This window comes from Roseococcus pinisoli, assembly GCF_018413645.1.
Taxonomy (GTDB): Bacteria; Pseudomonadota; Alphaproteobacteria; order Acetobacterales; family Acetobacteraceae; genus Roseococcus; species Roseococcus pinisoli.
In genome coordinates, this window is record NZ_JAHCDA010000003.1 from 542,847 (window position 1) to 561,481 (window position 18,635).

An 18,635-nucleotide genomic window follows, 5' to 3' on the forward strand; every position below is an offset into this window, starting at 1 on the left:
GGCAGATTCGGCGAAACGGGATTGGAATCAAGGGCAATGCAGGTCACTGAAGTCGCGAATGAGGGTCTGAAGCGGGCCTACACCGTCGTGGTCCCTGCTTCGAGCATCGCGCTCCAGAAGGACAAGCGCCTGGCGGAGATCGCCAAGGACATCAAGCTGCCCGGCTTCCGCCCCGGCAAGGTGCCGCAGAAGGTTGTCCAGGCGCGCTATGGCCAGTCGGTCATGGGTGAGGTCCTCGAGGCGTCGGTCCAGGAGGCTTCCAGCAAGGTCGTCTCCGACAACAACCTGCGCCCGGCGCTGCAGCCGAAGATCGAGCTGGTCAGCTTTGCCGAGGGCGCCGACCTCGAGTTCCGCATGGACCTCGAGATCCTGCCCGAGATTCCGATGCCCGATTTCGCCGGCATCAGCCTGAAGCGCCTGAAGGCGGCCCCCGGTGAGGAGGACGTGACCAAGGCGCTCGAAAACATCTCTCGCCGCCAGTCCTCCCTCGAGGAGACCGAGGCGCGCGCCGCGGCCAAGGGCGAGGTCCTGATCTGCGACTTCGTGGGCCGCATCGACGGCACCGAGTTCCAGGGCGGCACGGCGAGCGACATGCCGATCGAGGTCGCCGGCCCGGGCTTCATCCCCGGCTTCACCGAGCAGCTCGAGGGCATGGCGCCCGGCGAGGAGCGGATCGTGAAGGTGGCCTTCCCGGCCGATTACGGTTCGGCCGAGCTGGCCGGCAAGGACGCCGAGTTCACGGTGACCGCCAAGGCCCTGAAGATCTATGCGAAGCCGGCGCTGGACGACGAGTTCGCGAAGAAGCTCGGCCTCGAGAGCATCGACAAGCTGCGTGAGGCGATCACCGATTCGCTGCAGCGCGAGTACGACAGCCTTGGCCGCATGGCGATCAAGCGGAAGCTGCTGGACGCCCTGGCGGAGCGCGCCTCCTTCACGGTGCCGGAAGGCATGGTTGAGAACGAGTTCGGCCAGATCTGGCAGCGCGTCGAGGCCGACCTGAAGGCCGGCAAGCTGGACGGCGAGGATGCCGGCAAGGATGAGGCGACGCTGAAGGCCGACTACCGCGCCATCGCCGAGCGTCGCATCCGCCTGGGCCTGCTGCTCTCCGAGATCGGCCGGACGAACAACATCCAGGTCTCCCGCGAGGAGCTGGGCCAGGCCATGCGGGCCGAGGTGCAGCGCTACCCGGGCCAGGAGAAGCAGGTCTACGACTTCTTCCAGAAGAACCCGCAGGCGATCGAGAACCTGCGCAGCCCGATCTTCGAGGAGAAGGTCGTGGACTTCATGCTGGAGCTGGCCAAGGTCGAGGACGAGACGGTCACCGCCGAGGCGCTGGCCGAGGCTGCCCAGCAGGGCTGATGGGCGATCCTCCGCCTTTGGCGGAGGACCCCTTTCCCTGGGCGCGTCTCTGCCCACATGCTGCAGGCTGACAAGGGGCCAGGGCGGATTCGCCGGGCCTTAACCAGGCCGTGCCCATCCTGGGGCGGACCTCAGATGATGGGATACCAAAGACGTGCGGGACCGCGATCCAGTCGAAATCTACAATAATTCCCTCGTGCCCATGGTTGTCGAGCAGTCCAGCCGGGGCGAGCGCGCCTATGATATCTATTCGCGCCTGCTCAAGGAGCGGATCATCTTCCTGACCGGGCAGGTCTACGATCAGGTTTCTTCGCTGATCTGCGCCCAGCTCCTGTTCCTGGAGAGCGAGAACCCGAACAAGGACATCTCGTTCTACATCAACAGCCCCGGCGGCGTCGTGAGCGCGGGCCTCGCGATCTACGACACGATGCAGTACATCCGCAGCCCCGTCAGCACGGTGTGCGTTGGTATGGCGGCCTCGATGGGCTCGCTGCTGCTGACCGCCGGCGCCAAGGGCAAGCGCTTCGCGCTGCCGAATGCGCGCGTGATGGTCCACCAGCCCTCCGGCGGCGCCCAGGGCCAGGCGACCGACATCGAGATTCAGGCGCGCGAGATCCTGGAACTCCGCAAGCGGCTGAACCAGATCTATGTGACCCACACCGGCCAGAGCGTGGCCGCGATCGAGGCGAAGCTCGAGCGCGACAGCTACATGTCGGCGGAGGAGGCCCGCGACTGGGGGCTCATCGACCAGGTGGTCGACAAGCGCCCGGCCGCGCCCGAAGCCGCGCCGAAGATCTGATCCGGTATTGGTCTAAAGTTTTCCGAGGCATGGCCTAGCTGCAAGGAGGCCATGCTTCCCCCAAGGGCCCCTCGGGGTCTAAGGTTTTGCAACGCACCTGTAGGAATGGGCGACCAGCTCCACCTTTCAGGGCGCGAGGAGTTGGCATGAGCAAGTCTGGCGACAGCAAGAACACCCTTTACTGCTCCTTCTGTGGGAAGTCGCAGCACGAGGTGCGCAAGCTCATCGCGGGTCCGACGGTGTTCATCTGCGACGAGTGCGTCGAGCTTTGCATGGACATCATTCGCGAGGAGCACAAGACGCACCTCGTGAAGACCCGCGACGGCGTGCCGACGCCCAAGGAGATCTGCAAGGTCCTCGATGACTACGTCATCGGGCAGGACCATGCGAAGAAGGTTCTCTCGGTCGCGGTGCACAACCACTACAAGCGGTTGGCCGCGGGCGCGAAGAACAACGACATCGAGATCGCGAAGAGCAACATCATGCTCATCGGGCCCACGGGCTCGGGCAAGACGCTGCTCGCGCAGACGCTGGCGCGCATCCTCGACGTGCCCTTCACCATGGCCGACGCGACCACGCTCACCGAGGCCGGCTATGTCGGCGAGGATGTCGAGAACATCATCCTCAAGCTGCTGCAGGCCGCGGACTACAACGTGGAGCGCGCGCAGCGCGGCATCGTCTACATCGACGAGGTCGACAAGATCAGCCGCAAGTCGGACAACCCCTCCATCACGCGCGACGTGTCGGGCGAGGGCGTCCAGCAGGCGCTGCTGAAGATCATGGAGGGCACCGTGGCCTCCGTGCCGCCGCAGGGCGGGCGCAAGCATCCGCAGCAAGAGTTCCTGCAGGTCGACACGACGAACATCCTCTTCATCTGCGGCGGCGCCTTCGCCGGGCTGGAGCGGATCATCGGCGCGCGCGGCAAGGGCTCGGGCATCGGCTTCGGCGCCGAGGTCCGCGATCCGGACGAGCGGCGCACCGGCCAGATCCTGCGCGAGGTGGAGCCCGAGGATCTGCTGAAGTTCGGGCTCATCCCCGAATTCATCGGCCGCCTCCCCGTGGTCGCGACGCTTGAGGACCTCGACGAGAAGACGCTCATCGAGATCCTGACGCGGCCCAAGAACGCGCTGCTGAAGCAGTATCAGCGCCTTTTCGAGATGGAGGGCGCCAAGCTCACCTTCACGGAAGATGCGCTGAAGTCAGTCGCGACGCGCGCCATCCAGCGCAAGACGGGCGCCCGCGGTCTCCGTTCCATCATGGAACAGATTCTGCTGGGCACCATGTTCGAGCTCCCCGGCCTCACGGATGTCGAGGAAGTGGTGGTGAATCGCGAAGTGGCAGAAATCCGCGCCCAGCCGCTGTTCATCTATGGCGAGAAGCCGGCTGAACAGAGCTCGGCATGACATTGGCGCAGGCGACCGGGTTGTGCCCGGTCGCCCCTGTTCCCAGATAACTGGCATAACCCGTGGCCTCGGGTGGATGTGCCGATTGCGGGCATTCATCTGGCCGACTGTCCCAGTGAGGTCCCTATGACGGAAGTGATTCGCGGCGACTTGTTACCTGTATTGCCGCTACGGGATATTGTGGTCTTCCCGCACCTGATCGTGCCGCTCTTCGTCGGCCGTGAGAAATCGGTGCGCGCCCTCGAGGCGGTGATGCGCGACGACAAGCAGATTCTGCTGGTCGCGCAGAAGAATGCCGAGCAGAACGATCCCACCGCCGAAGACCTGTACGAGACCGGCACCGTCTCCACGGTGCTCCAGCTGCTGAAGCTGCCGGACGGCACCGTCAAGGTGCTGGTCGAGGGCGGCCGCCGCGCGAAGATCGTGCAGTTCAAGGAGACGGATAACTACTTCGAGGCCTATGCCGAGGTCGTCGAGGAAGCCGTGTCGGACAAGCGCGAGGTCGATGCGCTGATGCGCAGCGTCGTCTCGCAGTTCGAGGGCTACATCAAGCTCAACAAGAAGATTTCGCCCGAGGTGCTCGTCTCGATCAACCAGATCGACGACCCGAGCAAGCTGGCCGACACCATCGCCAGCCACCTCTCCATCAAGATCCCCGAGAAGCAGGAACTGCTGGAGATCGCCTCCGTCGGCGGCCGGCTCGAGCGCATCTTCGCCCATATGGAAGGCGAGATGAGCGTGCTCCAGGTGGAGAAGCGCATCCGCAGCCGCGTGAAGCGGCAGATGGAGAAGACCCAGCGCGAGTACTACCTCAACGAGCAGATGAAGGCGATCCAGAAGGAGCTGGGCGAGGGCGAGGACGGCAAGGACGAGGCCGCCGAGCTCGAGCAGCGGATCAAGACGACCAAGCTCTCGAAGGAAGCGCGCGAAAAGGCACTGGGCGAGCTGAAGAAGCTCCGCACCATGTCGCCCATGTCCGCCGAGGCGACGGTCGTGCGCAACTACCTCGACTGGATCCTGTCGATCCCCTGGAAGAAGCGCAGCAAGGTCCGCAACGACATCAATGCCGCCCAGGAGGTCCTCGACGCCGATCACTACGGGCTCGAGAAGGTCAAGGAGCGGATCATCGAGTACCTGGCGGTGCAGTCGCGCAGCCAGAAGATCCGCGGACCGATCCTGTGCCTCGTCGGCCCGCCGGGCGTCGGCAAGACCTCGCTCGGCAAGTCGATCGCGAAGGCGACGGGCCGCAACTTCGTGCGCATGTCGCTCGGCGGCGTGCGGGACGAGGCCGAGGTGCGTGGCCACCGGCGGACCTATATCGGCTCCATGCCGGGCAAGGTCGTGCAGGGCATGAAGAAGGCGAAGACCTCGAACCCGCTCTTCCTGCTGGACGAGATCGACAAGCTCGGCGCCGATTGGCGCGGCGACCCGTCGAGCGCGCTGCTGGAGGTGCTGGACCCCGAGCAGAACTCGACCTTCGCCGACCACTACCTGGAGGTGGATTACGATCTCTCGGACGTGATGTTCGTCACGACCGCGAACTCGCTGCGCATGCCCCAGCCCCTGCTGGACCGCATGGAGATCATCCGCATCCCCGGTTACACCGAGGACGAGAAGGTGCAGATCGCCAAGCGCCATCTGTTCGCCAAGGTCGCCGAGGCCAATGGGCTCAAGGCGGGCGAGTGGTCGCTGGCCGATGACGCGCTGCTCGACCTCGTGCGCTACTACACGCGTGAGGCCGGCGTTCGTAACCTCGAGCGCGAGCTCGGCGGAATCGCGCGCAAGGCGGTGAAGGAGATCGTCTCCAAGAAGGCGAAGAAAGTCGCCGTCACGGTCAAGAACCTCGAGAAGTATGCGGGCATCAAGAAGTTCCGCTACGGCGAGGCCGAGACCGAGGACATGGTCGGCGTCGTGACCGGCCTGGCCTGGACGGAGGTGGGCGGCGAGATCCTGACCATCGAGAGCGTGATCGTGCCCGGCAAGGGCAACATCAAGCCGACCGGCCAGCTGGGCGACGTGATGAAGGAAAGCGTGAGTGCTGCGCTGTCCTACGTCCGGTCGCGCTCGATCACCTTCGGCGTGAAGCCGACGCTGTTCGAGAAGCGCGACATCCACGTGCACGTGCCGGAAGGTGCTACTCCGAAGGACGGGCCCTCGGCCGGCGTCGCGATGGCGACCTCGATCGTCAGCGTGCTCACCGGCATTCCGGTGCGGCGCGACGTGGCGATGACCGGTGAAATCACGCTGCGCGGCCGCGTGCTGCCGATCGGTGGGTTGAAGGAGAAGCTGCTCGCGGCCCTCCGGGCGGGGATCAAGACGGTCTTCATCCCGAAGGACAACGAGAAGGACCTGGCCGACATCCCGGACAGCGTGAAGAAGGCGCTGAAGATCGTGGCGGTCAGTCATGTGGATCAGGTGATCAGCGAGGCGCTGGTGCGCCCGCCGGAGCCGATCACCTGGGTCGAGCCGGAAGAGGCGCCGATTCCGCCGCCGGGTTCGGAGACGGCCGTTCGCCCGCACTGAGGGCGAGAAATATCGAGCCCGATCCTGGCGAATCCGGGGATAGGGCATCGAATCGGGAAGGGGGCGTGGCGGTTGCGGCGCCCCTTTGCATATCAAGGGTTTGCGCAGGTCATCCCCAGAAAACCCAGAGTTTCCGCCACGAATCGGGCGATGGCGTGATTGACGCCCCGGAAAACCGGCCCTTAGTGTCCGCCATCGATCACGGCAGTGGAATCGGTCCGCTCGCCATTGGGTCAGTTCGGAAAGGGGCCATCCCATGAACAAGCAGGATCTCGTTGCCGTCGTCGCGGAGGCTGGTGAGCTGTCGAAGGCGAAGGCCGGCGACATTCTCGATTCCGTGTTCGAGGCGATCACCAAGGCCCTGAAGAAGAAGCAGGAGGTTCGCCTCGTGGGCTTCGGCACGTTCAGCACGAGCCGCCGCAAGGCCGGCAAGGGCCGCAATCCGCGCACCGGCGAGGAGATCAAGATCCCCGCGTCGACGACCGTGCGTTTCAAGGCCGGCAAGGGCCTCAAGGACGCCGTGAACTAAGCGCCTAACTTCGCGCATCGTTCTGCAGCAGCCACTCTCCGGCGTCCTGAGCCCCCACATGGCGGCTCAGGACCTTCGGAAGGGTGGCTGCTGATCCAGCCGCCTAGGCCGCCGCGTTCCATGTAGGCTGCGCGTTGCTGGATGCAGCTATGTCGAGACGGGGTGGTCGCGCCGATTGCTGGCGACGGCAGCCATCTTTCGATAGATATCTCGCGGCCTTCGGGCGGTGGGAAAGGCTTTTCCGCCGGTGGCGGGAAGGGCGCTTAGCTCAGAGGTAGAGCGCCTGCTTTACACGCAGGATGTCGGCGGTTCGACCCCGTCAGCGCCCACCACGCATTTTCTTCTCGGACCCTCGTTGACAGGTTCGGGAGGGGGCCTTAAACGCCCTTTCAACATCTTAGCGGGTGTAGCTCAGTTGGTTAGAGCGCCGGCCTGTCACGCCGGAGGTCGCGGGTTCGAGCCCCGTCACTCGCGCCAGATGCCTTCCATTACATTGCTGGTACTTGAAGCCCTGCCGGGCGGGGTTCTGCCTCGCTGAGCGGGGTTTTCGCTTGGGTTCGCGCGCCCCTTCGAGCGCCTCTCGCGTATTGCGAACGATTCTCAAAAACCCCAGGAAATCCCTGGGCCTCACGGCGGTTTAAGATGGCCCCCCTATGGCGGGCGGGCGTGCCCTTGCTGTATGGTGCGCCGCGTCAGATGGGTGCCGGCGGCATCCGTCTGGCAGGCGCTCGTTCCGGGCGCGAGATTTGTTAACGCAAGGCCCGACGATGACGCAGCCCCTGCTCGCCGAGTATTTTCCGATCCTCGTCTTCCTGGGTATCGCCGGTGGCATCGCGATCGCCATGGTGGGCGGAAGCATGCTGCTCGCGCGGCAGAAGCCGAATGCGGAGAAGCTTTCGGCCTATGAGTGCGGCTTCGCCCCCTTCGACGACACGCGCCGCCGCTTCGACGTCCGCTTCTACCTTGTCGCCATCCTGTTCATCATCTTCGACCTTGAGGTCGCCTTCCTGTTCCCCTGGGCTGTCACGCTCGGCGAGATCGGTTGGCTGGGCTTCGGTTCGATGATGGGCTTCCTCGGCGTGCTGACGGTCGGCTTCATCTACGAGTGGCGCAAAGGCGCCCTGGACTGGGAGTAAGCCCATGAGCGATCTGGCCTGGAACCGCGAGGCGGCTCCCCCGGGAGCCCAGCAGGACGCGGTGTTGCGTGCCGTCACTGGCGAGATAGAGGAAAAGGGCTTCGTCGTCGCCAACCTCGACAAGGTGGTGAACTGGGCGCGGACCGGCAGCCTCTGGCCGATGACCTTCGGTCTCGCCTGCTGCGCCGTGCCGATGATCCACGCCTATATGGCGCGCTACGATCTCGACCGCTTTGGCATCATCCCGCGCGGCTCGCCGCGTCAGTCGGATGTGATGATCGTGGCCGGTACGCTGACCAACAAGATGGCCCCCGCGCTGCGCAAGGTCTACGACCAGATGTCGGAGCCGCGCTGGGTCATCTCCATGGGCAGCTGCGCCAATGGCGGCGGCTACTACCACTACAGCTACAGCGTGGTGCGCGGTTGCGATCGAATCGTACCTGTCGACATCTACGTGCCCGGATGCCCGCCGACGGCCGAGGCGCTCGTCTATGGCATCCTCCAGCTGCAACGGAAGATTCGCCGGACGGGGACCATCCTCCGTGGTTGATGTCCTCGAGAGCGAAATCCGCGCGGTCCTCGCTGATCGCCTTCCGGTGGAGTTCGGCCGCGCCCGCTATGGCGCCGAGCTCGTGCTCCATACGACTCGTGATTCGCTGCTGCCGCTCATGCTGGCGCTGCGCGACTCGCCCGCTCTCGACTTCGCGCAGCTCATGGATGTCTGCGGCGTCGACTGGCCCGAGCGTCCGGAACGATTCGATGTCGTCTACAATCTGCTCTCGCTGACGCGGAACGAGCGGGTCACCGTCATCGTGCCGACGGACGAGGCGCAGCCGGTGCCGAGCGTGGCGCCGATCTGGCCGACGGCCACCTGGTTCGAGCGCGAGACCTGGGACATGTACGGCGTCGTCTTCGCCGGCCTCGCCGACCTGCGCCGCCTGCTGACGGATTACGGTTTCGAAGGCCATCCGCTGCGCAAGGACTTCCCGCTCACCGGCTATGTCGAGGTTCGCTACGACGAAGAGGCCGGCCGCGTGGTGCAGGAGCCCGTGAAGCTGACACAGGATTTCCGCTCCTTCGATTTCATGAGCCCGTGGGAGGCCATGACCTCGCTGCCGGGTGACGAGAAGGTGCATCTCAACCGGCTCCCGCCGCCGGAGCCCGCCCAGACGGAAGGGGACAAGCCGTGAGCGCCCTCAGCCCGACCGAAGACCTGACGCCTGATCTCAGCCCGACCGGCCCTGACGAGGCCGATCCGCCGCGCCGCATCGTCGAGGTGGACAGCCACACCATCAACTTCGGCCCGCAGCACCCTGCGGCGCACGGCGTGCTGCGCCTCATCCTGGAGATGAAGGGCGAGGTGGTGGAGCGCGCCGATCCGCATATCGGCCTGCTGCATCGCGGCACCGAGAAGCTGATCGAGTACAAGACCTATCTGCAGGCGCTACCGTATTTCGATCGGCTCGACTACGTGTCGCCCATGTGCATGGAGCATTCCTTCGCGCTCGGCACGGAGCGGCTGCTCGGCATCACGCAGGACATCCCGGAGCGCGCGCAGTACATCCGCGTGCTGTTCGCCGAGATCACGCGCATCGCGAATCACCTGCTGAACATCACGACCTACGCGCTGGATTGCGGCGCCATCACGCCGTCCCTCTGGGGCTTCGAGCAGCGCGAGCATATCCTCGAGATGTACGAGATGACCTCGGGCAGCCACTACCACGCCAATTACTTCCGGCCCGGTGGCGTCGCGAAGGATATCCCGGCGGCGCTGCCGGCGAAGATCGAAGCCTGGATGGCGCAGTTCCCGAAGTTCCTCGAGGAACTCGAGACGCTGCTCACCGAGAACCGCATCTTCAAGCAGCGCACTGTCGATATCGGCGTGATGTCCGCCGAGCAGGCGATGGCCTGGGGCTTCTCGGGTCCGTGCCTGCGTGCCTCTGGCGTCGCCTGGGACCTGCGCAAGTCGCAGCCCTACGACGTCTATGAGCGGATGGAGTTCGACGTTCCCGTCGGCCGCAACGGCGACTGCTACGACCGCTACCTGGTCCGCATGCAGGAGATGCGCCAGTCGATGCGCATCATCCGCCAGTGCCTGGACCAGATGAAGCCGGGGCCGATCAAGATCCTGGACAACAAGATCGTGCCGCCGAAGCGCGGGACGATGAAGCGCTCGATGGAAGCGCTGATCCATCACTTCAAGCTTTACACCGAGGGCTATCACGTGCCGGCGGGCAGCACCTACACCGTGACCGAGGCCCCGAAGGGCGAGTTCGGCGTCTATCTCGTCGCCGACGGGACCAACAAGCCGTATCGCTGCAAGATCCGCGCCCCGGGCTACGCGCATCTCCAGGCCGCCGAGGCCCTCAGCAAGGGCCACATGCTGGCCGACGCGGTGGCCATCATCGGCAGCCTCGACATCGTCTTCGGGGAGATCGACCGGTGAGCGCGCCCCACGATCATCACGAGCACGTCGAACCCGCCTCCTTCGCCTTCGATGCGGATAGCGAGGCGCAGATCGCCAAGATCGTCGCGCGCTATCCCGAAGGCCGGCAGGCCAGCGCGGTGATCCCCGCGCTCTACATCGCGCAGAAGCAGATGGGCCGCCTGACGGGCAGCGCCTGGGTGCCGCGCATCGCGATGGATGCGGTGGCCGCGCGCCTCGGCATGGCGCCGATCCGCGTCTACGAGGTCGCGACCTTCTATTTCATGTTCAACACCAAGCCGATCGGCAAGTTCCACCTGCAGGTCTGCGGCACGACACCGTGCTGGCTGCGTGGATCGGACGACGTGCTGCGTGCCTGCAAGGATGCGGGCCATCTCAAGGGCTATGGCGATACGAGTCCGGACGGGCTTTTCACCATGACCGAGGTGGAGTGCCTGGGCGGCTGCGTGAACGCGCCGATCCTGCAGGTCGACGACGATTATTATGAGGACATGGACTACGAGAGCACGGTGAAGCTCCTCGAAGCGCTCAAGCGCGGCGAGCGGCCGAAGCCTGGCTCCGTGATCGGCCGGCAGACCAGCGCGCCCGAGGGCGGGCCGATGGTGCTGACCGGGTCGGAGGAATAGTCATGGCGCTTTCCGACAAGGACCGCATCTTCACCAACCTCTATGGCACGCAGCCGTGGAACCTGGCGGCCGCGCGCATGCGTGGCGACTGGGACGGCACGGCGGCCATCATGGCCAAGGGCCGAGACTGGGTGGTCGAGGAAATGAAGCAGTCCGGCCTGCGCGGCCGCGGCGGCGCGGGTTTCCCCACGGGCCTCAAGTGGTCCTTCATGCCGAAGGAGCGTCCGGCGGATGGCCGCCCGGTCTATCTCGTCGTGAACAGTGACGAATCCGAGCCGGGCACCTGCAAGGATCGCGACATCCTGCGGCACGATCCGCACAAGCTGATCGAGGGCTGCCTGATCGCCGGCATGGCGATGGGCGCGACCGCCGGCTACATCTATTACCGCGGCGAGTACTTCAACGAAGGCAACATCCTTCAGGCCGCGATCGACGAGGCCTATGACGCCGGCCTGCTCGGCAAGAACGCGGCGGGCAGCGGCTACGACTTCGACCTCTACTCGCACCGCGGCGCCGGCGCCTATATCTGCGGCGAGGAGACGGCGCTCATCGAGAGCCTCGAGGGCAAGAAGGGCATGCCGCGGCTGAAGCCGCCATTCCCGGCCGCCGTCGGCCTCTATGGCTGCCCGACCACCGTGAACAACGTCGAGACGATCGCGGTGGTGCCGACCATCCTGCGGCGCGGCGCGGGCTGGTTTGCGGGCATCGGCCGGCCGAAGAACTCGGGCACGAAGATCTTCTGCCTGCAGGGTCACGTGAATAAGCCGTGCAACGTCGAGGCCGAGATGAGCATCCCGCTGCGGGAGCTCATCGACCGCTATGCCGGCGGCGTGCGCGGCGGCTGGGACAATCTGCTCGCGGTCATCCCGGGCGGCTCCTCCACGCCGATGATCCCGAAGAGCGTTTGCGATGACGTGCTCATGGATTTCGACGCGCTGCGTGAGCACAAGACGGGCCTCGGCACCGCCGGTGTGATCGTGATGGACAAGTCCACCGACCTCATCAAGGCGATCCAGCGACTGTCGGCCTTCTACAAGCATGAGAGCTGCGGTCAGTGCACGCCCTGCCGCGAAGGCATGGGCTGGGTGAACCGCGTCATGATGCGCATGGTCGAAGGCCGCGCCGAGATCGACGAGATCGACGTGCTGGAGCAGGTGACGCGCCAGATCGAGGGCCACACGATCTGCGCGCTCGCCGATGGCGGCGTCTGGCCGGTGCAGGGTCTCATCCGGCACTTCCGGCCGATGATGGAAGAGCGCATCGCGGCCTATAAGGCGGCGCATTTCCCGATGGCGGCGGAGTAAGGGCATGGCCAAGGTCACCATCGACGGCATCGAGGTCGAGGTTCCGAACGGCGCCTCCGTGCTCCAGGCCTGCGAGGCCGCGGGCAAGGAAATCCCGCGGTTCTGCTACCACGAGCGCCTGTCCGTCGCCGGCAATTGCCGCATGTGCCTAGTCGAGGTCGAGAAGGCGCCGAAGCCGATCGCCTCCTGCGCCTATCCGGTCGCCGACGGCATGAAGGTCTTCACGGACACGCCGGTGGTGCGCAATGCGCGCCGCGGCGTGATGGAATTCCTGCTGATCAACCACCCGCTGGATTGCCCGATCTGCGACCAGGGCGGCGAGTGCGACCTGCAGGACCAAGCCGTTTCCTACGGCAAGGACGGCAGCCGCTACCGCGAAGAGAAGCGGTCGGTGAAGGACAAGTATGTCGGTCCGCTGATCAAGACGATCATGAACCGCTGCATCCACTGCACGCGCTGCATCCGCTTCTCGGCGGAAGTGGCGGGCACGCCGGAGATGGGCGCGACCAACCGCGGCGAGAGCATGGAGGTCGGCACCTATATCGAGAAGGCGCTGACCAGTGAGCTGTCCGGCAACCTGATCGACCTCTGCCCCGTGGGCGCGCTGACCTCGCGGCCCTACGCCTTCGTCTCGCGCCCCTGGGAGCTGCGGAAGACGGACAGCGTGGACGTGCTGGACGCCACCGGTGCCGCGATCCGCGTCGACGTGCGCGGCGGCGAGGTGCTGCGCATCCTCCCGCGCAACAATGACGACGTGAATGAGGAATGGCTGGGCGATCGTTCCCGCTTCGCCTTCGACGGCCTGAAGCGCAAGCGCCTCGACCGTCCCTGGGTTCGGCGCGACGGTAAGCTCGCGCCCGCGAGCTGGGCCGAGGCCTTCGGCGCCATCGTGCAGGGCGTTCGCGGCAAGACCATCGGCGCCATCGCCGGCGACACGGTCGAGGTGGAAAGCCTCTTCGCGCTGAAGGCGATGCTGGCGGCCATGGGCAGCACGAACCTCGACTGCCGCCAGGACGGCGCGAAGATCGATACCTCGCGCCCCGACTACTACCTGTTCAACAGCGGCATCGCGGGCATCGACAAGGCCGATGCGATCGTCGTCATCGGCAGCAATCCGCGCGTCGAAGCGCCGGTGATCAATGCGCGCATCCGCAAGCGTTGGGCGCTGGGCGGCCTGCGCGTCGGCATGATCGGGCCTGAGGTCGACCTCACCTATCCGACCACGCGGCTCGGCGCCGGGCCGGGCGAGATTGCCCGGGCGGCGGAGTTCCTCTCGGGCGCCAAGAACCCGATGATCCTCCTCGGCCGTGGGGCGCTCGCGCGCGTCGACGGCGCGGCGGTGCTCGCGGCAGCCTGGGATCTGGCCAAGGCCAGCGGGGCGCTGCGTGAGGATTGGCACGGCTTCAACGTGCTGCATCAGTTCGGCGGCCAGGTCGGCGCGCTGGATCTCGGCTTCGTGCCGGGGCAGGGCGGGCTCGACATGGCGGCGATGCTGGCGGGCGGCGTCGAGGCGCTGTGGCTGCTCGGCGCCGACGGCTTCGACGCGGCGCGCATCCCGGCCGATACCTTCGTGGTCTACCAGGGGCATCACGGCGAGGCCGCCGCGGCGCGGGCCGACGTGATCCTCCCCGGTGCGGCCTATACCGAGAAGGACGGGACCTGGGTCAACACCGAGGGGCGCGTGCAGCGCGGCCGCATGGCCGTCACCCCGCCGGGCGAGGCCCGTGAGGATTGGCGCGTGATCCGCGCCGCCTCGCAGTTCCTCGGCGTCACGCTTCCCTTCGACACGCTGGACGCGCTGCGCGCCGAGATGACGGCGGCCCATCCGGTCTTCGGCCGGATCGACCAGGGACCGCTGCCCGGCTGCACCGATGATGCGAGCCCGGCGGGCGGCGTGCTCGGCGGTGCGTCGTTCGAACTTCCGATCCAGAACTACTGGCAGGTCGACCCGATCACGCGCGCCAGCGCGACGATGGCGGAATGCGCTTCGGTCTATCTGAACCCGCAACCCCTGCTGGCCGCGGAGTAAGCGCATGGCCGAATTCCTCGCCTCGCCGCTTGGCATCCTGGCGCTCACCGTCGCGAAGACGCTGGCACTGCTCGTGCCGGTGCTGATCTTCGTCGCCTACCTCACCTGGGCGGAGCGCAAGGTCCTGGCTGCGATGCAGCTGCGCCGCGGCCCCAACGTCGTCGGCCCGATGGGCCTGCTGCAGCCCTTCGCCGACGCGCTGAAGATGCTGATGAAGGAGACGATCATCCCCTCGGGATCGTCGCGGCTCCTCTTCCTCGGCGCGCCGATGCTGACCTTCACCCTGGCCATGCTGGGCTGGGCGGTCATCCCGGTGAATGACGGCTGGGCGATCGCCGACATCAATGTCGGCATCCTCTATCTCTTCGCGATCAGCTCGCTCGGCGTCTATGGCGTCATCATTGCCGGCTGGGCGTCGAATTCGAAGTACGCCTTCCTCGGCGCGCTGCGCTCGGCGGCGCAGATGGTCAGCTACGAAGTCTCGATGGGCTTCGTCATCGTGACGGTGCTGATGTGCGTCGGATCGCTGAACCTGACGGAGATCGTGCGGGCGCAGGAGAACCTCTGGTTCATCATCCCGCTCTTCCCGATGTTCATCATCTTCTTCATCAGCATCCTGGCCGAGACGAACCGCGCGCCTTTCGATCTTCCCGAAGGTGAGTCGGAGCTGGTGGCCGGCTTCTTCGTCGAATACAGCTCGATGAGCTTCGCGCTGTTCTTCCTCGGCGAATACGCGAACATGATCCTGATGTCGTCGCTGACGACGATCCTGTTCCTGGGCGGCTGGTACGCGCCCTTCGCCTTCGAGCCCTTCACCTGGATCCCCGGTCCGGTGTGGTTCATTTTGAAGGTCTGCTTCTGCCTGTTCACCTTCATCTGGGTGCGCGCGACCTTCCCGCGCTACCGCTACGACCAGCTGATGCGGCTGGGCTGGAAAGTGTTCCTGCCCTTCAGCCTCCTCTGGCTCGTGATGACCGCCGCCTTCCTCAAGCTCACCGGGATGCTTCCGGCATGACCACCCTCGATCGCTTCGCGCGCTCCTTCCTGCTGGCCGAGCTGGCCGGCGGCATGTGGCTGACGTTGAAGTACTTCTTCCGCCGCAAGGTGACGCTGAACTACCCCTACGAGAAGACGCCGCTCTCGCCGCGCTTCAAGGGGGAGCACGCGCTGCGCCGCTATCCCAACGGGGAAGAGCGCTGCATCGCCTGCAAGCTCTGCGAGGCCGTCTGCCCCGCGCTCGCCATCACGATCGAGGCCGAGCCGCGCGAGGACGGGTCCCGCCGGACCACGCGCTACGACATCGACATGACCAAGTGCATCTATTGCGGGATGTGCGAGGAGGCCTGCCCGGTCGACGCCATCGTCGAGGGGCCGAACGCCGAATTCGCGACCGAGACCCGTGAGGAACTGATGTACGACAAGGATCGCCTGCTCGCGAATGGCGATCGCTGGGAGAGCGAGCTGGCCAAGCGGCTTGAGCTCGACGCGCCTTATCGCTGAACGGATGCCGGACATGACCTTCTTCCAGGAAAGGCAGACGCCGTGATCGCAGCGCTCGCCTTCTATCTCTTCGCCTCCATCCTGATTGCGTCCGCGGTGATGGTCGTCACCTCGCGCAATCCTGTGCACTCGGTGCTGTACCTCATCCTGGCCTTCTTCAACGCGGCGGCGCTGTTCCTGATCGCAGGGGCGGAGTTCCTCGCGATGATATTGGTCATCGTCTATGTCGGTGCCGTCGCGGTCCTCTTCCTCTTCGTCGTGATGATGCTCGACGTGGACTTCGTGCAGCTGCGCGAGGGCTTCCAGCGCTACGCCCCGATCGGCGCCATCATCGGCGGCATCCTCTTCCTGGAGCTGCTCTTCGTGCTCGGCACCTGGCAGTTCGCCGCGGATGCCGCGGAGCTGCGCCTCTCGCCGACGCCGGCCGGCGTGTCCAACACGAAGGCGCTCGGGCGCATCATCTATACGGACTACATTTTCCTGTTCCAGGCGGCGGGGCTGATCCTGCTGGTTGCCATGATCGGCGCCATCGTGCTGACGCTGCGCGACAAGCACCACAGCAAGCGCCAGAACATCGCCGTCCAGGTCGCGCGCACCTCGGAGCTCACGATGGCGCAGCCGGCGCTCGGCGAGGGCATCCGCCGCGAGGATATCCTGCGGCCCCTGCCGCCGCCGTCCAAGGCGCCGAAGCCGGTCGCGCATCACGGCCACGGGCATGACGATGACCACGGGCATGGGGGAGGGCACCACTGATGCTGACCATCGGCCTTGCGCACTACCTGACGGTGGGCGCCATCCTCTTCGTTCTCGGCGTCTTCGGTATCTTCATGAACCGCAAGAACGTCATCGTCATCCTGATGTCGATCGAGCTGATCCTGCTCAGCGTGAACCTGAACCTGGTCGCCTTCTCGTCGAAGCTCGACGATCTGACGGGCCAGGTCTTCGCGATGTTCATCCTGACCGTGGCGGCGGCCGAGGCCGCCATCGGCCTGGCCATCGTCGTCATCTACTTCCGGAACCACGGCAGCATCGAGGTCGAGGATATCTCGGCTCTGAAGGGTTAAACCGATGTTCGTCGGCGCAGTATTCTTCCCGCTGCTGGGCGCCTGCATCAGCGGCTTCCTGAACCGCTGGATCGGCGTGAAGGCCGCGATGTGGTCGACCGTGATCTGCATGGTGCTGGCGGCCATCTGCGGCTCGCTCAGCTTCTGGCAGGTCGCGATGGGTGGCCAGCCGGCCACCGTCACGCTCTTCACCTGGATGGATGTGGGCGAGCTCGAATTCGCCTGGTCGCTCCGCTACGACACGCTGAGCGCGATCATGGTGGGGATGGTGACCTTCATCTCCACGCTGATCCATCTCTATTCGATCGGCTACATGTCGCATGACGCGACGCCGCCGCGCTTTTTTGCCTACCTGTCGCTCTTCACCTTCATGATGCTGATGCTGGTGACGGCGGACAACCTCGTGCAGCTGTTCTTCGGCTGGGAGGGCGTGGGCCTCGCGAGCTACCTGCTCATCGGCTACTGGTATGACCGCGAGAGCGCGAATGCCGCGGCGATGAAGGCCTTCATCGTGAACCGCGTGGGCGACGTCTTCTTCATGCTGGGCATGGCGCTGACCTTCCTCACCTTCGGCTCGCTCGACTTCGACACGATCTTCGCCGCCGCCTCCTCGAAGGTGGACGTGACCTTCATGGGCATCCCCTCGCTGGAGCTCATCGGCCTGCTGTTCTTCGGCGGCGCCTGCGGCAAGTCGGCCCAGCTCGGCCTGCACACCTGGCTGCCGGACGCCATGGAGGGCCCCACGCCGGTCTCCGCGCTGATCCACGCGGCGACGATGGTGACGGCCGGCGTCTTCCTGATGTGCCGCATGTCGCCGATTATGGAATACGCGCCCTTCGCGCTTTCGGTCGTGACCGTCGTGGGCGCGTCCACCGCGCTCTTCGCCGCGACGATCGGCTGCGTGCAGAACGACATTAAGCGCGTCATCGCCTACTCGACCTGCTCGCAGCTCGGCTACATGTTCTTCGCCGCCGGCGTGGGCCTTTACCAGGCGGCGATGTTCCACCTCTTCACGCACGCCTTCTTCAAGGCGCTGCTGTTCCTGGGCGCGGGCTCGGTCATCCATGCGATGTCCGACGAGCAGGACATCCGGAAGATGGGCGGCATCTGGAAGAAGATCCCCGTCACCTACGTGGTGATGTGGATCGGCTCCCTGGCGCTGGCCGGCATTCCGATCTTCGCCGGCTTCTACTCGAAGGACGCGATCCTCGAGGGCGCCTTCGGTGCGCATAGCGCAGTCGGCATGTATGCCTTCATCTGCGGCATCCTCGCCGCCTTCCTGACGGCGTTCTACTCCTGGCGCCTCCTGATCCTGACCTTCCATGGCGCGCCGCGCGCCGACAAGCACACCATGGACCATGTCCATGAGAGCCCGGCGGTGATGCTCATCCCGCTGATCCTGCTCGCCTGCGGCGCGGTGCTGACCGGCATGATCTTCGCGCCCTACTTCATCGGCGACGAATATGTGCGGTTCTGGAACGGCGCGATCTTCAACCTGCCGTCCAAGCACATGATGGAAGCCATGCACCACGTGCCCGAATGGGTGCCGACGCTGGTGCTGACGGTGGCGGTGAGCGGCATCGTGCTCGCCATCATCCTCTACGGCTTCTTCCCGAAGGTGCCGGGCAGGATCGCGGCGGCCGTGCCGGGCCTGTACCGCTTCCTGCTGAACAAGTGGTACTTCGACGAGCTGTACAACGCGATCTTCGTGCAGCCCGCCAAGCGCCTCGCGCGCCAGCTCTGGCAGGTGGGCGATACCCGCATCATCGACGGCATGCCCAACGGTGCGGCGAGCCTCGCCGCCGGAACGGCGCGCGGCGTGGTCCGGCTGCAGACGGGCAGGGTGGCAAACTACGCCTTCGCCATGATCATTGGCCTCGTGGTCTTCGTGACCCTCTTTCTGATGGGGCGCTGACC

Annotated in this window: 16 protein-coding genes, 2 tRNA genes and 1 pseudogene; all 19 read left to right on the top strand. The window is 65.6% G+C overall.

The genetic code is table 11. The features are described 5' to 3' along the window. Window positions 1-36 precede the first annotated feature (36 nt). The gene (tig, locus tag KHU32_RS17600) at window positions 37-1,359 is read left to right on the top strand and encodes a trigger factor (protein ID WP_213671456.1); all 1,323 of its coding nucleotides are present in this window, start codon (window positions 37-39) and stop codon (window positions 1,357-1,359) included. Between the two features lie 154 nt (window positions 1,360-1,513). Further along, complete coding sequence (gene clpP / locus KHU32_RS17605; RefSeq protein ID WP_213671457.1) at window positions 1,514-2,158, top strand: ATP-dependent Clp endopeptidase proteolytic subunit ClpP; 645 nt, start codon at window positions 1,514-1,516, stop codon at window positions 2,156-2,158. A 146-nt stretch (window positions 2,159-2,304) separates the two neighbouring features. Beyond that, window positions 2,305-3,561 (top strand): ATP-dependent Clp protease ATP-binding subunit ClpX, encoded by a 1,257-nt coding sequence (gene clpX / locus KHU32_RS17610; RefSeq protein ID WP_213671458.1) that lies wholly within the window; start codon window positions 2,305-2,307, stop codon window positions 3,559-3,561. Between the two features lie 126 nt (window positions 3,562-3,687). Then, the gene (gene lon, locus KHU32_RS17615) at window positions 3,688-6,084 is read left to right on the top strand and encodes an endopeptidase La (RefSeq protein ID WP_213671459.1); all 2,397 of its coding nucleotides are present in this window, start codon (window positions 3,688-3,690) and stop codon (window positions 6,082-6,084) included. A 244-nt stretch (window positions 6,085-6,328) separates the two neighbouring features. After that, window positions 6,329-6,613: pseudogene (locus KHU32_RS17620) on the top strand (HU family DNA-binding protein); the annotation flags it as partial. Between the two features lie 257 nt (window positions 6,614-6,870). Next, window positions 6,871-6,945: transfer RNA gene (locus KHU32_RS17625), tRNA-Val, on the top strand. Window positions 6,946-7,013: 68 nt separating this feature from the next. Then, window positions 7,014-7,090, top strand: a tRNA-Asp gene (locus KHU32_RS17630). A gap of 290 nt (window positions 7,091-7,380) precedes the next feature. Further along, window positions 7,381-7,749, top strand: a complete 369-nt coding sequence (locus KHU32_RS17635; protein WP_213671461.1) for an NADH-quinone oxidoreductase subunit A — start codon at window positions 7,381-7,383, stop codon at window positions 7,747-7,749. A 4-nt stretch (window positions 7,750-7,753) separates the two neighbouring features. Continuing rightward, on the top strand, window positions 7,754-8,299 hold the full coding sequence (locus KHU32_RS17640; RefSeq protein WP_213671462.1) for a NuoB/complex I 20 kDa subunit family protein: 546 nt from the start codon (window positions 7,754-7,756) through the stop codon (window positions 8,297-8,299). Beyond that, on the top strand, window positions 8,292-8,939 hold the full coding sequence (locus KHU32_RS17645) for an NADH-quinone oxidoreductase subunit C (RefSeq protein ID WP_347265571.1): 648 nt from the start codon (window positions 8,292-8,294) through the stop codon (window positions 8,937-8,939). Before KHU32_RS17640 ends, KHU32_RS17645 begins: the two co-directional genes overlap by 8 nt. Before the next feature lie 23 nt (window positions 8,940-8,962). Next, window positions 8,963-10,195 (top strand): NADH-quinone oxidoreductase subunit D, encoded by a 1,233-nt coding sequence (locus tag KHU32_RS17650; protein ID WP_249681357.1) that lies wholly within the window; start codon window positions 8,963-8,965, stop codon window positions 10,193-10,195. After that, window positions 10,192-10,821 (top strand): complex I 24 kDa subunit family protein, encoded by a 630-nt coding sequence (locus KHU32_RS17655; RefSeq protein ID WP_213671465.1) that lies wholly within the window; start codon window positions 10,192-10,194, stop codon window positions 10,819-10,821. Before KHU32_RS17650 ends, KHU32_RS17655 begins: the two co-directional genes overlap by 4 nt. Window positions 10,822-10,823: 2 nt before the next feature. After that, the gene (gene nuoF, locus KHU32_RS17660; RefSeq protein WP_213671466.1) at window positions 10,824-12,125 is read left to right on the top strand and encodes an NADH-quinone oxidoreductase subunit NuoF; all 1,302 of its coding nucleotides are present in this window, start codon (window positions 10,824-10,826) and stop codon (window positions 12,123-12,125) included. Window positions 12,126-12,129: 4 nt separating this feature from the next. After that, the gene (gene nuoG, locus KHU32_RS17665) at window positions 12,130-14,154 is read left to right on the top strand and encodes an NADH-quinone oxidoreductase subunit NuoG (RefSeq protein WP_213671467.1); all 2,025 of its coding nucleotides are present in this window, start codon (window positions 12,130-12,132) and stop codon (window positions 14,152-14,154) included. Between the two features lie 4 nt (window positions 14,155-14,158). Further along, window positions 14,159-15,169 carry an NADH-quinone oxidoreductase subunit NuoH gene (gene nuoH / locus KHU32_RS17670; RefSeq protein ID WP_213671468.1) on the top strand — a complete coding sequence of 337 codons (1,011 nt, stop codon included), beginning with the start codon at window positions 14,159-14,161 and terminating at the stop codon, window positions 15,167-15,169. After that, a complete protein-coding gene (nuoI, locus tag KHU32_RS17675) occupies window positions 15,166-15,654 on the top strand; it encodes an NADH-quinone oxidoreductase subunit NuoI (protein WP_213671469.1) in 489 nt (162 codons plus the stop codon). Before nuoH ends, nuoI begins: the two co-directional genes overlap by 4 nt. A gap of 42 nt (window positions 15,655-15,696) precedes the next feature. Beyond that, window positions 15,697-16,407 carry an NADH-quinone oxidoreductase subunit J gene (locus tag KHU32_RS17680; RefSeq protein WP_213671470.1) on the top strand — a complete coding sequence of 237 codons (711 nt, stop codon included), beginning with the start codon at window positions 15,697-15,699 and terminating at the stop codon, window positions 16,405-16,407. After that, the gene (gene nuoK, locus KHU32_RS17685) at window positions 16,407-16,718 is read left to right on the top strand and encodes an NADH-quinone oxidoreductase subunit NuoK (RefSeq protein ID WP_213671471.1); all 312 of its coding nucleotides are present in this window, start codon (window positions 16,407-16,409) and stop codon (window positions 16,716-16,718) included. Before KHU32_RS17680 ends, nuoK begins: the two co-directional genes overlap by 1 nt. 4 nt (window positions 16,719-16,722) lie before the next feature. After that, complete coding sequence (nuoL, locus tag KHU32_RS17690; RefSeq protein ID WP_213671472.1) at window positions 16,723-18,633, top strand: NADH-quinone oxidoreductase subunit L; 1,911 nt, start codon at window positions 16,723-16,725, stop codon at window positions 18,631-18,633. Window positions 18,634-18,635: the final 2 nt, after the last annotated feature.